The organism is Mesorhizobium sp. CNPSo 4661, from assembly GCF_057784215.1.
The window spans coordinates 404,950-419,016 of the sequence record NZ_JBWGIO010000002.1; the positions used below are offsets into that span (position 1 = coordinate 404,950).

General features: G+C 64.5%; 12 protein-coding genes. 2 read left to right on the plus strand and 10 right to left on the minus strand.

Annotated elements, in window-relative coordinates; translation table 11 throughout:
* Positions 1–9: 9 nt before the first annotated feature.
* Genes AC0YKC_RS03890 through AC0YKC_RS03900 form a run of 3 tightly spaced genes read right to left on the minus strand, consistent with a single transcriptional unit; the run spans position 10 to position 3,850 of the window.
* On the minus strand, positions 10–1,653 hold the full coding sequence (locus tag AC0YKC_RS03890; RefSeq protein ID WP_488510201.1) for an ABC transporter substrate-binding protein: 1,644 nt from the start codon (positions 1,651–1,653) through the stop codon (positions 10–12).
* Positions 1,654–1,705: 52 nt separating this feature from the next.
* The gene (locus tag AC0YKC_RS03895; protein WP_488510205.1) at positions 1,706–2,479 is read right to left on the minus strand and encodes a DUF427 domain-containing protein; all 774 of its coding nucleotides are present in this window, start codon (positions 2,477–2,479) and stop codon (positions 1,706–1,708) included.
* 12 nt (positions 2,480–2,491) lie between these two features.
* On the minus strand, positions 2,492–3,850 hold the full coding sequence (locus AC0YKC_RS03900) for an LLM class flavin-dependent oxidoreductase (RefSeq protein WP_320294262.1): 1,359 nt from the start codon (positions 3,848–3,850) through the stop codon (positions 2,492–2,494).
* A 191-nt stretch (positions 3,851–4,041) separates the two neighbouring features.
* Between AC0YKC_RS03900 and AC0YKC_RS03905 the strand changes: the two genes are divergently transcribed.
* A complete protein-coding gene (locus AC0YKC_RS03905) occupies positions 4,042–5,856 on the plus strand; it encodes an ABC transporter ATP-binding protein (RefSeq protein ID WP_320294261.1) in 1,815 nt (604 codons plus the stop codon).
* Here AC0YKC_RS03905 and AC0YKC_RS03910 read toward each other — a convergent pair.
* From AC0YKC_RS03910 to AC0YKC_RS03940, 7 genes are all read right to left on the minus strand, one after another.
* Positions 5,853–6,920, minus strand: a complete 1,068-nt coding sequence (locus AC0YKC_RS03910) for an ABC transporter ATP-binding protein (protein ID WP_488510209.1) — start codon at positions 6,918–6,920, stop codon at positions 5,853–5,855. The genes AC0YKC_RS03905 and AC0YKC_RS03910 overlap by 4 nt on opposite strands.
* Before the next feature lie 3 nt (positions 6,921–6,923).
* Positions 6,924–7,772 (minus strand): carbohydrate ABC transporter permease, encoded by an 849-nt coding sequence (locus tag AC0YKC_RS03915; RefSeq protein ID WP_320294259.1) that lies wholly within the window; start codon positions 7,770–7,772, stop codon positions 6,924–6,926.
* Entirely contained in the window at positions 7,772–8,695 is a 924-nt protein-coding gene (locus tag AC0YKC_RS03920; RefSeq protein WP_488510210.1) for a carbohydrate ABC transporter permease, read from the minus strand. The genes AC0YKC_RS03915 and AC0YKC_RS03920 overlap by 1 nt, the downstream gene beginning before the upstream one ends.
* Before the next feature lie 240 nt (positions 8,696–8,935).
* Positions 8,936–10,213, minus strand: a complete 1,278-nt coding sequence (locus AC0YKC_RS03925; protein ID WP_320294257.1) for an ABC transporter substrate-binding protein — start codon at positions 10,211–10,213, stop codon at positions 8,936–8,938.
* 26 nt (positions 10,214–10,239) lie between these two features.
* Positions 10,240–11,442, minus strand: a complete 1,203-nt coding sequence (locus AC0YKC_RS03930; protein WP_488510211.1) for a PLP-dependent transferase — start codon at positions 11,440–11,442, stop codon at positions 10,240–10,242.
* Positions 11,439–12,170 carry a FadR/GntR family transcriptional regulator gene (locus AC0YKC_RS03935; protein WP_488510212.1) on the minus strand — a complete coding sequence of 244 codons (732 nt, stop codon included), beginning with the start codon at positions 12,168–12,170 and terminating at the stop codon, positions 11,439–11,441. The genes AC0YKC_RS03930 and AC0YKC_RS03935 overlap by 4 nt, the downstream gene beginning before the upstream one ends.
* 126 nt (positions 12,171–12,296) lie before the next feature.
* Positions 12,297–13,004: a DJ-1/PfpI family protein gene (locus tag AC0YKC_RS03940; protein WP_488510213.1), complete on the minus strand. Its 708-nt coding sequence runs from the start codon at positions 13,002–13,004 to the stop codon at positions 12,297–12,299.
* A gap of 86 nt (positions 13,005–13,090) precedes the next feature.
* Between AC0YKC_RS03940 and AC0YKC_RS03945 the strand changes: the two genes are divergently transcribed.
* Positions 13,091–14,038 (plus strand): GlxA family transcriptional regulator, encoded by a 948-nt coding sequence (locus AC0YKC_RS03945; protein ID WP_488510214.1) that lies wholly within the window; start codon positions 13,091–13,093, stop codon positions 14,036–14,038.
* Positions 14,039–14,067: the final 29 nt, after the last annotated feature.

Sequence of the window (14,067 nt, forward strand, 5' to 3'; positions counted from 1 at the left end):
GTTTGCGCATCATGCCTGGACGAAGGAAACGCGGTCGAGCAGAAGATGCGAGATCGCCGTGAAGCGCGCCCCCTCGACCTTGTTGCTGGTTATGCGGCTGTATTGCGAGAAGTAGCTGATGATCTCCGGGGTCTCGTCGAGCAGCAGGGTCTGGATCTTGCCGGCTACGACGCGCTGCGCCTGAAGGTCGCGGGCCTTGCCGTAGTCGACCAGCAAGGCGTCATAGTCCGCATTCTTGAAATGCGCGGCGTTCCACGCGCCGTCGCTCTTCAGCGTCGCGTTGAGGAAGATGTCGGGCGTGCCGCGATGCCCGAAATCGGTGATGCCGAGATTGGAATCCAGCCAGGGCGAGCTGCCGAAGGTCGCCGAGCCGTAATAGGCATCCTGCGGGAGGACGTTGAGCTTGATGTCGATGCCGGCCTTCCTGGCGAAGTTCTGGATGATCACGGCGTAGTCGGGGATGTCGTAGGCGCGTTCGGTGGTCAGCGTCACCTCGAAGCCGTTGGGCACGCCGGCCTCGGCCAGCAGACGCTTGGCCTCGGCGATGTCCTGCTTGCGCTGCGGCACCGACGGATCGGCCGAAGGGAAGATCGGCGCGAACGGCGTGTCGTTGCCGGCGATGGCGCGCCCCTTGAGGAGGCCCTTCACGATGGCCTCGCGGTCGAGGGTGAGCGCCAATGCGCGGCGGACGCGCTTGTCGGTGAACGGCGCCTGATCGGTCCTGAGATGCACGGCATCATGCGAGCTTGCCTGGACGCTCAGCAGCTTGAAGTTGGCATTGCCCTCGATCGCCAGCTCGAGGCGCGTGGTGCTCGGGATGACATCGAGCTGGCCGGCCTGCAGCGCCACGACCTGCGCCTGCTCGTCGTCGAAGAACTTTATTTCGACCCGGTCGGGCAGCGCCTTGTCGCCCCAGTAATCGGGATTGCGCACGAAGCTGGCGCCCTGCTTGGGGCGGAAGGATTCGAGCTTGAACGGGCCGGTGCCGTTGAAGTTCTTCTCGAAATCGCCGGCATAGTCGGACGGCAGGATCACGGCGTTGTAGACGTCGGAGGAGACATAGAACGGGAAATTCGAGTTCGACTGGTCGAGATCGAAGGCTACCGTCTCGTCGTCGACGATCTTGGCGCCGCCCTTGGACAGGATGCCCTTATAGGCCGACAGGGCCGACGAGCCGCTGTTCGGATCGACCAGACGCTCGAAGCTCGCCACGACGTCCTTGGCGGTCACGGTGCGGCCGTCATGGAATTTCACGCCGGGCCGCAGCTTGAACGTCCAGCGCTTGGCCGTCTCGTCGGCTTCCCAGGACAAAGCGAGCTTTGGCTGCAGCCCGTCCTTGGGATCGTCGAGGATCAGGTATTCGCCGACCTGGCTGAGCACGCCGATGCTGGCCGGATCGGTGACCGTGACCGGATCGATCGCCTTGGTCGGCTGCCCGAGCCCGACGCGGACGGTGCCGCCGGCGGCAGCGGCGCGCGCCGTGCCGGAAAAGCCCAGACCTTGCGAAGCGGCGAAGCCGGTCAGGCCGATCAATGCCGCGTATTTCAAGAGATCGCGGCGTTTCAGGTAGCCGGCGGCGTATTCGTCGACGGCGACGTTCCAGATGTCGCCGGAGAGATTGCGAAGGGCGTCGATTTCGTTGCGCTTGGTCATTTTTGCCTCTGTGAAAATTGTGGTTTGAAATGAGGTGGAGACGACGGGCCGGTCAGACCGGCTGGCCGTCGAGATGGATGCGGTCGACTGCTTGCGGATAGAAGGCGATCAGCCCCTTGATCTTCGGCATCTCGGCGATCGGATCGCGGTAGCTCCAGGCGATATCCTCGCGCAGAGAGCCGTCCTTGAGCACGCCGGACCAATAGGAGGCGATGCCCTTGTAGGGACATCGGGTCCTCGTCAGCGAGGCTCTCAGCCGGTCGAGCCGGACATCCTCCGGCGGCAGATAGAAACGTGTCGGCAGGTGCGTTTCGAACAGCAGCACGGGGCGGCGGCTGTCGGCGATCAATTCGCCGTCGAACCAGATCGCGACATGGCTGGAGCTCTGCAGCACGTCGATGCGCGCATAGGGGTCGCGTGCATGGACGAAGACCTCTTCGTCCTCCTCGAACCACTGGTCGACGAGGTTCCAGGTGAAGGCGATGCGGCCGGCGAGCGGCGCGAGGTTCTCGTCGGGCGGCGCCGTGAACGACCAGGCGGCATCGGCGGCGCGCCTGTCGCCGGCTTCGATATCCCAGTATTTTGTCTCGCCGCCGACCGCGTGCTGCTGGCCCTGCTTCGACGGTTTCAGCACCGACTGGTCGACCGCCGCCAGCGGGAAGAAATAGATCGGCAGGAAATGATTGGAGCGCAGCACCAGCACGTTGCGGCTATCGGCGATCACGCGCCCGCCGAATTTGACGCGGATGCGCTTGGGGCTGTGCAGGACATTGATCAATTGCGGCGCGGTGGCTTCGCGCGGCTGCAATCTCGGCGCGGCGGTCATGACGGCTCTCCTTTAGGACACGGCGCGCGCGTTGGCGCGCTGTTCGGCGAAGCGGTTGGCGGGACGGGCAAGGCCGAAGCGGTCGCGCAGCGTTCCGGGCGCGTATTCGGTCGGGAAGACGCCGCGGCGCTGCAGCTCCGGCACGACCTGCTCGGCGAAGTTGACCCAGTCCTCCGGCAGCAGCGGGAACATCAGGTTGAAGCCGTCGGCGGCGCCCGCCTCGAACCAGTCCTGCAGCTGGTCGGCGATCTGCTTTGGCGTGCCGGCGACGGTCGGCACCGAGCCGCTGTTGGCGAGTTTGCGGGCGATTTCGCGCAGGGTCAGGTTCTGCGTCGCCCACTGCCTGACCCGGTTGAGCGAGGTTCGCCCGCCATTGAAGGTGCTTTCGTCGGGAAGCTGCGGCAGCGGGCCGTCCGGCGGATAGGCCGAGAGGTCGATACCGCTCCAGCTCGACAGGAGATCGATGCCGACGCGGTCGGGGAGCAGCGTCTGCAGGTAGTCCTGCCTGTCGCGCGCCTCGGCCTCGGAGGCGGCGACGATCGGCAGGATGCCCGGCAGGATCTTGAAACTCTCCGGCCGCCGGCCGTGACGCGCCAACCGCTCGTTGATGTCCTCACGATATCTGATGCCGTCTTCCCTGGTGCTGTAGATGGCGAAATGCGCATCGGCATGGGCGGTGGCGAAATTCTTGCCGTCCTCGGACGAGCCTGCCTGCACGATCAGCGGATGGCCCTGCGGCGGCCGCGACACGTTGAGCGGCCCGCGCACCTTGAAATGCGCGCCGCGATGGTCGAGCACATGGACCTTGTCCGGGTCGGCGAAATAACCGGTTTGCTTGTCGAACAGCAGGGCTTCGTCTTCCCAGCTGTCCCACAATCCCTTGACGATATCGAGGAATTCGGCCGCGCGCTGATAGCGGAAGGCGTGCTCGATATTGCCGTCGCGGCCGAAATTGCGCGCCTCCTCGTCCATGGCCGAGGTGACGACATTCCAGGACGCCCTGCCCCCACTGATATGGTCGAGCGAGGCGAACAGGCGCGCCACATTGTAGGGCTCGCTGTAGGAGCTCGACGCGGTGGTGATGAGGCCGATATGCTTCGTCACGGCAGCCAACGCCGACAAAAGCGTCAGCGGCTCGAGGCGGGCATTGGCGTAATGCGCGACGCCGCTCTTCACCGAATCCCAGATCGACACGTGGTCGGCGACGAAGATCGTGTCGATCCTGGCGCGCTCGGCAGCCTGGACCAGCTCGCGATAGTAATCGAAGCCAAGCACTTCGTGGCCGGGCGCGCGCGGGTGCCGCCACGACATGCGATGGTCGCCCTGCGGGTTGAAGAAGAATGCGCTTAAGATCAACTGGTTTCGCGCCATGCCGGCCTCCTTGCAGATCCGCGAGAGACCGGGGCGCCGCATCCGTCGGCGCTGTCGAAATCTCTCGATCAGGTGAAAGGCTAGATTGCGCTTGCCGTTAATTCGAGTAATTTTATAGAGATAATGTACTAAATGAGTGAAAGCGATTGCCCTTGATTAGGGCACCAACAGAAAGCGATTTCGAGGTCTCAATGTCCCCTTCGGTGCTGAACGTGGAGAAACTTTCCATCGCCTATGGCGGGAAAAGAGGATGGCAATCCGCCGTCAATGGCGTTTCGCTAAGCGTGGGCCAGGGCGAAGCACTGGGGCTGGTCGGCGAGTCAGGTTCGGGCAAGAGCTCGGTGGCTTTGGCCATATTGCGCTACCTGCCGGGCAATGCGCGTGTGGCGGCCTCGGCGCTGGAGTTCCAGGGCAGGGAAATCCGCGGGCTGTCCGGCGAAGATCTGCGCGGCCTGAGAGGGAACCGTATCGCGGCCGTCTACCAGCATCCGGGCGCCGCGCTCAGCCCGGCCATGACGATCGGCCGGCAGATCGGCGAGACGATCATGCGCCATCGCCGGGTCCGTCACGAGGAAGCCCGCTGGCGATCGGCCGAATTGCTCAGGCGCGTGCGGGTCGCCAATCCGGAGCGGGTGCTCGATCTTTATCCGCATGAGCTGTCCGGCGGCATGCAGCAGCGCGCCAACATCGCCATCGCCATCGCGCTCGACCCGGCGCTGCTGGTGCTGGACGAACCGACGACGGCGCTCGACGCCAGCGTGCAGTCGGAGATGATCGCGATCCTCGACGATCTGCGCCGCGACCACAAAACCAGCATCCTCCTGATCAGCCACGACATTAACCTGATCCGCCGCTCCTGCGACCGCGTCGCGGTCATGCAGTCGGGCGCCGTGGTCGAGAGCGGCGGCGCCGAGGATGTCTTCGAAAACCCCGCCCATGCCTATACCAGGGCGCTGATCGCCTCGATCCCGGCGCTGAATTTCACCAAGCATGACGGGCGGCTCGCCGAGACCGGCACGGCAGGCCGGATCCGGTCGGCCGCTCGCCGAACCGGCCCTGACGCGGAACGCCAGACCGCCATTGCCTGCAAGGGCATCAGCCATTCGTTCGGTTCGCAGGCCGTATTGCACGATGTCGAGCTTCGCGTCGGGCAAGGCGAAACCTTCGGCCTGATCGGCGAATCCGGCTCTGGCAAGTCGACGCTGGCACGGATCGTCACCGGGCTGCAGACACCCAGCCAGGGGTCGGTCGAGCTGTTCGGCAGGAAAGTCGCGCCGCGCGCCGAGAAACGGGCGCCGGGCGAACGGCGCGACATGCAGATGGTTTTCCAGTCGCCCGACCGCACGCTCAATCCGCGCCACCGGATCGGGCGGATCATCAGCCGGCCGCTACGGCGGCTTGCCGGCCTTGGCCGGAGCGATGCGAAGAACCGCGTCGCCGATCTGCTGCGCTCCGTCAGGCTGGCCGATACGACCGCGGAACAGAAGCCACGCTCATTGTCCGGCGGCCAGCGGCAGAGGGCGGCAATCGCGCGCGCCTTTGCCGGCGCGCCGAAAGTGGTGGTGCTGGACGAGCCGACCTCGGCGCTCGACGTCTCGGTCCAGGCGACGGTGCTCAACCTGCTCAACGACCTGCAGCGCGACAAGGATACGACCTACCTGTTCATCAGCCACGACCTCAAGGTCGTGCGCTACATGGCCGACAGGATCGGCGTGCTCTATCGCGGCCGGCTGGTCGAGACCGGCTCATCGGAACAGGTCTTTCGCGGCCCCAACCATCCCTACACGAAGCTGCTGCTGGCGGCGTCCGCCGATGCTGCCCAGACCGCCTCCATCCAGGGCGGGACCGTGGCGGAGCTTCAGTCGGCCAAGGGATGCTGCTTTGCCGACCGCTGCCCGCTCGCCTCGCCGGACTGCCGTGAAGCCGAACCGGCCTCCGCCGATGTCGGCGACGGCCACCTGATCGCCTGCTGGCGAACAAACCACCTTCTAAGTGAGACGCCCTAACCGATCCGGTTGCCGCTCGCCGGATCGAACAGATGCAGCGCCGCCGGATCGGCTGACAGCCGAACGATATCGCCCGGCTTCACGTCGCTACGGCCCATGACGAAGACGCAGATCTGCTGGTTGGCCAGCCGGACATAGAACTGCGTCGACAGGCCGAGCGGTTCGACCACCTCGACCTCGGCTTTCAGCGCCCCATCGTCGACCAGTTTTATGTGCTCAGGCCGTAGCCCGATAGTCAGGTCATCGCCATCTTTCAGCGGCAGGCCATCGGGCAGCCGCAGCTTCTGGCCATCGGCGAGCACGGCATCGGCCTTGCCGCCCTTGGCGAATTTCGCCGGCAAAAAGTTCATGCCCGGCGAGCCGATGAACCCGGCGACGAAGGTGTTGGCCGGCCGGTCGTAAAGCTCGAGCGGATGGCCGACCTGTTGCACGTAGCCGTCATGCATGACGACGATGCGGTCGGCCATGGTCATCGCCTCAACCTGGTCGTGGGTGACATAGACCGACGTCGTCTTGAGCTGCTGGTGCAGCGCCTTGATCTCGGCGCGCATGTGGACGCGCAGCTTGGCATCGAGGTTCGACAGCGGTTCGTCGAACAGGAAGACTTTCGGGTCGCGCACGATGGCGCGCCCCATGGCGACGCGCTGGCGCTGGCCACCGGAAAGCTGGCGCGGCAAACGGCCGAGATAGCTGTCGAGGCCAAGCCGCTTGGCGGCGGCACCCACGCGGCCGTCGATCGTCGTCTTCTCGGCCTTCTTCAGCATCAGGCTGAAGCCCATGTTGGAAGAGACGTCCATATGAGGGTAGAGCGCGTAGGACTGGAACACCATGGCGATGTCGCGGTCCTTGGGCGCGACGTCGTTGACGAGGCGCTCGCCGATATGGATCTCGCCGCCGGTGACCTCTTCGAGGCCGGCGATCATGCGCAACAGCGTGGACTTGCCGCAGCCGGACGGACCTACCAGGACGACGAACTCGCCATCGGCGATCGCGAGATCGACGCCGTGCAGGATGCGCAGCGAGCCATAATCCTTCTCGACGTTTTGCAGCGTGACGGAGGCCATCTTTTATCCTTTGACCGCGCCGGCGGTGAGGCCGGTGACGAGATAGCGTTGCAGGAAGGCGAAGAAGACGCAGACCGGGATCAGCGCCAGGATCGAGGCCGCCATCATCTGCCCCCAGTCGACGGCGAACTTGCCGATGAAGGTGAGCAGCCCAACCGCAAAAGTCTTCTGCTCGTCGCTGGAGATCAACATCAGCGCGAACAGCAATTCGCTCCAGGCGGCGGTGAAGACGAAGCCGAGCGTGGCGCCCATGCCGGGCAAGGTCAGCGGCACGATCACCCGGCGCATCGCCTGGGCGCGGGTGCAGCCATCGATCATCGCCGCCTCCTCGAGATCCCTCGGGATGCCATCGAAGAAGGACTGCATCAGGAAGGTGGCGAAGGCGGTGTTGAAGGCGGTGTAGATGATGATCAGTCCGATCAGGCTGTTGGTCAGGCCGATATCGCCCATGATGCGGTAGATCGGCGGGATGACCATGACCAGCGGGAAGGTCTGGGTGAGAAGCAACAGGATCGCCAGCGTCGCCTTGCCGCGGAAGGTGAAGCGCGACATGGCGTAGCCGGCAAGCGTGGCGATGACGGTGACAAATGCCGCCGTCGACACCGAGACGATGACGCTGTTCAGAAAATAGCGCGGAAAGTCGGAGGCCTCGAGCACGGTGACGAAATTCTGAAAAGTCGTCTGCGACGGCCAGAAGGTGATGCCTTCCGAATAGAGCAGGCGCTCGGGCGTCACCGAGATCTTCAGCGTCCAGAAGATCGGGAACAGCGCGAAGATCACAAATGCCGCAATGGCCAGGTAAAGCCCGATGCCGCCGACGATGCGCGATGATGTGGAGCGACCGGCGATCATCAGACGTGCCTCACCAGCGTGCGGCGGATGGCGATCAGCCCGATCGCATAGGCAATGAGCAGCACCAGAAGCAGCACAGCGACCGCCGAAGCGTAGCCCTTGTCGAGCGACTTGAAGGCGCTGACATAGATGTAGACCGGCACCGTGCTGGTCGAGCCGGCAGGCCCGCCCTCGGTCATGACAAAGATCAGGTCGGCGAAGGTGGCTATCCAGATGGTGCGCAGCATGACGGTGATGACGATGGTCGGCGCCAGGAAGGGCAGCGTCACCTTGGTGAAGCGCTGCCACGGCGAGGCGCCATCGATGGCCGCCGCCTCATGCAATTCGGACGGGATCGACTTCAGCGCGGCCAGCAGCGTGATGGCGAAGAAGGGAATGCCGAACCAGATGTTGGCGACGATCGGCCCCCACATGGCGGTGGCGGGGTCGGACAGCACATTGGTCGGCTCGGCCTTTAAGCCCAGCGCGAAAAGCCAGTGCGGCAGCGGCCCGATGATCGGGTTGAACAGCCAGGCCCAGGTGAGGCCCGAAAGAAAAGACGGCACCGCCCAGGGCAGGAACACCACCGCCTGGACCACCTTGCGGCCATAGAACGGCTTGTCGAGCAGCAACGCCAGACCCAGCCCCAGGAAGAACTGGAAGAACAGGCTGGCGACCGTCCACCACAGTGTGTTGATCAGCGCCTGGCCGAGCACCTGGTCGGAGAGCATCGCCTGGTACTGGCCGAGGCCGACATATTCGGACTTGAAGGCCGAGAATTTGCGGACGGAATAGCTGATGCCGATGATCAGCGGCACCAGAAGCACCACGACCAAGAGGACAATAGCCGGCGATAGATAGAGCCATGGCTCGATCGCGGCCTTGCTCAGCCGTTGCTTTCGCGGCGGGGCAGCGGATCGGATTTCGGACACTGCGTAGGTCATTACGTGGCTCTACGGTGGAGGGTGAATTCTGGCGATGGCGACAGCGTCCTTCTCCCCGTTCAACGGGGAGAAGATGCCGGCAGGCAGATGAGGGGCGGCGCGAACCTTTCAGAAGTCAGCGCGGTCCCTCATCCGTCACTTATCTGTGCATGACGTTGTCCCAAAACCGCTAAGCACTTTTGGGCGACATGCATCGGGTGACACCTTCTCCCCGTAAACGGGGAGAAGGAAGAGGAGGCGTCACTTCTTGTTCTTGGCCAGCCAGGCCTGCTGCTCCTTGGTCAGGAACGCGGCCCATTCGTCGGCCACCTGCTTGGCCGGCTTCTGGCCGAGCAGCACTTCCTGAAAATTCTTGATCGCCACCTGGTCGACGAAGTTGCCAAGGTTCTCCAGATGGGTCGGCGGCGTCACCATTTCGTACTTGGAGCTGTCGCTGAGCTCGGTGAACCAGCCCTTGAACTGCTCGGTCTTGAAATGAGCGTCCTGGTCGGCGCCGTTGTGGATCGGCACGACGCCCACCTCCTTGGCCCATTCCAGATTGTCCTTGGGCGACAGAAGTGTGGCCATCAGCTTCCAGGCCTCATCCTTGTGCTGGGAATTGGCGAACATCGCCCAACCGGCATAGCCCAGCGTCGGATAGGACTTGCCGCTCGGGCCGACGGGAAGCGGAGCCACGGCGAAGTCGTCGGCGCTCATCTTGTCGGCGATGCCGAGCAAGGCGTCCGGATCCTGGTTCAGCATGGCGCAGGTGCCGGAATAGAAGCCCGTCACCGTTTCGTTGAAGCCCCAGCTCACGGCGTCCTTCGGCGCCAGGCCGTTCTTGTACATGTCGGCCAGCATCTGCAGGCCCTTGACCGAACCTTCATCGTTGATGGTCGAGGTGCCGTCCTCGTTGAAGTAGCCGCCCTTGCCGTCGGCGATGTTCATGAACATGTGCATGCCGTTGAAGGCGCCCGGGCCGCCGCGCAGGCAGTAGCCGTATTTGCCGGGGATGGCCGAGATCTTCTTGGAATCCGCGACGAAATCGTCGAGCGTCGCCGGCGGGCCGTCGAGGCCGGCTTCCTTGAACAGCTTCTTGTTCCAGAACAGCGCATTCACATAATAGCCGTAGGGGATCATGAACTGGGTGTTGTTGACGGTCGAGCCGAACTGCTTGGCGCGGTCGCCCAGCGTCTTGGCGTCGTCCCATTTGGCCATATAGGGGCCGAGATCCTCGAGCTGGGCGTTGTTGGCGTAGAGGCCCATCCAGCGCTCAGGCATCTCGACGACATCAGGGGTATCGCCGGCCTGCACCATGGTGAGGAACTTTTCGAAGGCCTGGCCCCAGGGCAGCGAAACCACCTCCACCTTGATGCCTGGATTGGCGCTTTCGAATTCGGCGATCTGCTTCTTCAGGAATTCGGTGCGCGGCGGGCTGGTGATGACCTCGACCAGCTTGATGGTGGTGTCGGCCATCGCGCCGCTGGCGGAAATCGCCAGGCCGGCCGCTGCGGCAAGCATGAAGGTCAGTCTTTTCATCTTCAGGACTCCCATTTTCGATCCGTTTATTTTTTTGACTTGTCGAAGGCCTGGACGATGTCCGCCCAGAGATCCTCGACATTTTCCAATCCGACATTGAAGCGGATGGTTCGGGGGCTGACGCCGAAGCGCGCCATCGAATTGATGCCCGGCGTCTGCTCGAGCGAGGCCTTTGCCGGCACGACCAGGCTTTCATGGCCACCCCAGCTGACGCCGATGCGGAAGAATTTCAGCGCATCGACGAAGGCCGGGATATCGACATCCTCGGTGACCTCGAAGGAGAACAGGCCGGCATAGCCGGCAAGCGTCTTCTTGCCGGGGTGGTTGGAATAAGCGGGGTGATTGACCCGCTCGACCTTGCCATGCGCCTTGAGCCGCTCGGCAATGGTGAGCCCGCTCTTCATGTGATGTGGCAGGCGCAGCGGCAAGGTGCGCAGCCCGCGCAACAAGAGCCAGCCTTCGAAGGGCGACAGCTTGCCGCCAAGCTGGGAATAGGTCTGCTCGTTGATGTGCTTGATGTGGGCGGCAGAACCCGCCACCACGCCGGCGACGGTATCGCTGTGGCCGCTCAGATATTTGGAGGCCGAGTGCAGCACCAGGTCGACGCCATGCGAGATCGGCTTCTGGAAGACGGGCGTCGCCCAGGAATTGTCGATGGTGGTGACGATGCCCTGCTCCTTCGCCAGCCGCGTCAGGTGCTCCAGGTCCTGCAGCTCGAACATCATCGAGGTCGGGCTTTCGAGATAGAGCAGCTTGGCGCCGGGAAGGGCTGCGGCGACCGCATCGGGATCGGCGCCGTCGACATAGTCGACCTTGATGTGCAAGCGCGGGAACAGCCGCTCGAACAGCCGGTAGGCGTCGCCATAGCAGTTGCGTACGGCGACCATGCGCTCGCCGGCGCCGACGAAGGCGAGCACCGTGGCGCTGATAGCCGCCATGCCGCTGGAAAAGCCGCGCGCGGCCTCGGCGCCTTCGAGCGCCGCGACCCGCGCCTCGAACTCCATCACGGTCGGGTTGTCGCCGCGCGAGTAGATCGGCTGCTTTCTTCGACCAGCAAAGGTGTCGGCCATGTCGGCGTAATTGGCGAAGGTGAACAGCGACGTCTGGTAGATCGGCGGCACCACCGCGCCGCCGGGGAACGGATCGTCATGCGCCAGAAGCGTCGCCGCCTCGCCGAGATAATCGCTGGCCATCGAGGCCGGATCGAAGGTGTTGGGCTGCTCGTTCATCTGCGGTCCGAAAGTTTGAGGTTGGCGGCACCGCGTTTCAGATCGTCCTCGACGGTGGCGATGAGCTTCAGCGCCTCGGCGCGAGCGCCGTCGGGATCATGCGCGGCGATGCGGTCGAAGATGGTGCGGTGATAGGGGAAGCTGGCATGGCCGAAGTCGCGCACGCCGAGCGGATGCTCCCAGAAGCGGTGGAACATCTCGTACATGGCGGCGATGATCTGCTCGAACAGCGGGTTGCCGGAGGCGCGGAAGACCGCCTGGTGGAATTCCCAGTCCTCGTCCGAGGACATGCCGGCGCGGGTGCGGAAGGCCTCTTCCATGAGGTCGAGCTTGCGCTCGATCTCGGCGATCTCGGCCTTGCCCGCGCGAATGGCGCAAAGTGCCGCCGCCTCCGCCTCCAGCGCGCGTCGGATTTCCAGCGTCGCCATCAGGCCGGCGAAATCGCTGCCGCCGGCCAATGTCAGCGGCATGTGCAGCATGTCGGGCGAGACGGCGGCCTTGAGATAGGTGCCCGAGCCCTGCCGCCGTTCGACGAGCCCGAGCCCCTCCCAGCGGGTCAGGGCCTCGCGCACCGTGTTGCGACTGACCTTGAGGCGTTCCGCCAGGATGCGCTCCGTCGGCAGTTTTTCACCCGGGCCAAGAGCCTCCTGCCGCACGAACCCCGCCAACGCCTTCAGCACCGCGTCATCGCGGGCCGTGGTCTGGATGGGGGGCAGGAAATCGGTCACGCCGGCTGAGCCTAAAGTGGTTCAATGGTCCAACCAATTTCTGCACAAGTGGCGAGACGTGTCAACAGTGGAAACGAGGTCGGGCCGAACGGCGCAAATTTGCGCCATCCGACCGGCCTGTCGTTTTCAGGCGCGGACGCGCGCCGGCGTGGCCGCCGCGCGCTCTTCGCGCCAGCGCGCGAACATTTCCTCGCGAACCCGCCGCGAACCCGAGAGCCGCTCCTTTGCTTCCGTCAGGACAGCGGGCGAAGCCTCGGCGGGCGTGCCTGACCGGAAGGGAGGCGCCGGCGCGTATTCGAGCGAGAGTTGCACGATTTCCGCTTCGGCCTGGCCGAGCAGCCTTGCGACCAGCGCCAGGCCGAAATCGATGCCGGAGGTGACGCCGCCGGCGGTGATCAGCTTGCCGTCCTCGACAATCCGCGCATCGACAGGAATCGCGCCGAACTCTTCAAGGAAATCATGCGCATACCAGTGCGTGGTGGCGCGCTTGCCCTTGAGCAATCCGGCCGCGCCAAGCACCAGGGCGCCGCTGCACACCGAGGTGATGTAGCGCGCCTGCGCCGCGCGCTCCCAGACGAAGTCGAGAACCGCCCTGTCCTCCAGCAGCGCGTTGACGCCGCCGCCGCCTGGCATGCACAGCACGTCAAGAGGCGGGCAGTCTTCGAAGGTCGCCGTCGGCGTGAGCGACAGACGCGTCGAGGACATCACCGGATTGCGATCCTTCCAGATCAGTTCCACCTCAGCGCCCTTGACCGTTGCCATAACCTCATAAGGCCCGGTGAGGTCGAGTTGCTGGACGTTGGGGAAGACGAGGATGCCGAAACGAAGGGACATGGGAATCTCCGTGGGTTGACTTCTGGCAATCTACGGAATCATGCTTTGGCACGATTGCCATTCATCCCTCGTTTCAGGCCATTCCCATGCGCCGCATCGAAATCCTCGCTTATCCCGACATCCAGCTCCTCGATGTCAGCGGACCGCTTCAGGTTTTTGCCAGCGCCAACGACTTCAGGACGCAGGCCGGCGAGCCGGCCGCCTATGAGCCCGTCGTCGTCGCCGCCTCGCCGCGGATCAGGACATCGTCCGGTCTGGCGCTTGAGGCGGCGGCGCTGCCGGCGCAGGGGCTCGCGGTCGATACGCTGATCGTGCCTGGCGGCTGGGGCGTCAACGCGGCCTGCGAGGATCCCGAGCTCGTCCAGTGGATCGTCGGCCGCTCGCGCGATGCGACGCGGACGGCTTCGGTCTGCAGCGGCGCGATGCTTTTGGCTCAGGCAGGCCTGCTCGACGGCCGCCGCGCGGTTACCCATTGGGGCCGCTGCGCGGAGTTCGCCAAGCGCTTTCCGGCGGTTCGGCTCGAACCCGACCCGATCTTCATTCGCGACGGCAATGTCTGGACCTCGGCCGGGGTGACGGCCGGCATCGATCTCGCGCTGTCCTTCGTCGAGGCCGACCTCGGCCGGCGCATGGCACTCGCCGTGGCACGCGAGCTGGTCGTTTTCCTGAAACGACCCGGCGGTCAGGCGCAGTTCAGCCAGACCCTCAAGTTGCAAGAGGGGGACGGGCGCTTCGACCGGCTGCATGGCTGGATCCTCGACAATCTGAGCGGCGACCTGTCGCTGGAGCAGCTGGCCGAACACGCGAATATGAGCCGGCGCAGTTTCTCGCGGCACTATCAGGAGGCAACGGGGCGCACACCCGCCCGCGCGATCGAAGAAATCCGGATTGAGGCGGCGCGGCGGATGCTGGAGCGGGGGCAAACGGTCAGCCAAACGGCGCGGCGCTGCGGTTTCGGCTCCGAGGAAACGATGCGGCGCGGCTTTCTACGCGTCCTCGGCACCAACCCGCGCGATTATCGGGAGCGTTTCTGATCCACCGACAGGTCGCTGATCGGGCGATC

Excerpts from the sequence above, each read along its gene's own strand:
- AC0YKC_RS03890 (WP_488510201.1), bottom strand. The coding sequence starts at position 1,653 with ATGACCAAGCGCAACGAAATCGACGCCCTTCGCAATCTCTCCGGCGAC.
- AC0YKC_RS03895 (WP_488510205.1), bottom strand. The coding sequence starts at position 2,479 with ATGACCGCCGCGCCGAGATTGCAGCCGCGCGAAGCCACCGCGCCGCAA.
- AC0YKC_RS03900 (WP_320294262.1), bottom strand. The coding sequence starts at position 3,850 with ATGGCGCGAAACCAGTTGATCTTAAGCGCATTCTTCTTCAACCCGCAG.
- AC0YKC_RS03905 (WP_320294261.1), top strand. The coding sequence starts at position 4,042 with ATGTCCCCTTCGGTGCTGAACGTGGAGAAACTTTCCATCGCCTATGGC.
- AC0YKC_RS03910 (WP_488510209.1), bottom strand. The coding sequence starts at position 6,920 with ATGGCCTCCGTCACGCTGCAAAACGTCGAGAAGGATTATGGCTCGCTG.
- AC0YKC_RS03915 (WP_320294259.1), bottom strand. The coding sequence starts at position 7,772 with ATGATCGCCGGTCGCTCCACATCATCGCGCATCGTCGGCGGCATCGGG.
- AC0YKC_RS03920 (WP_488510210.1), bottom strand. The coding sequence starts at position 8,695 with ATGACCTACGCAGTGTCCGAAATCCGATCCGCTGCCCCGCCGCGAAAG.
- AC0YKC_RS03925 (WP_320294257.1), bottom strand. The coding sequence starts at position 10,213 with ATGAAAAGACTGACCTTCATGCTTGCCGCAGCGGCCGGCCTGGCGATT.
- AC0YKC_RS03930 (WP_488510211.1), bottom strand. The coding sequence starts at position 11,442 with ATGAACGAGCAGCCCAACACCTTCGATCCGGCCTCGATGGCCAGCGAT.
- AC0YKC_RS03940 (WP_488510213.1), bottom strand. The coding sequence starts at position 13,004 with ATGTCCCTTCGTTTCGGCATCCTCGTCTTCCCCAACGTCCAGCAACTC.
- AC0YKC_RS03945 (WP_488510214.1), top strand. The coding sequence starts at position 13,091 with ATGCGCCGCATCGAAATCCTCGCTTATCCCGACATCCAGCTCCTCGAT.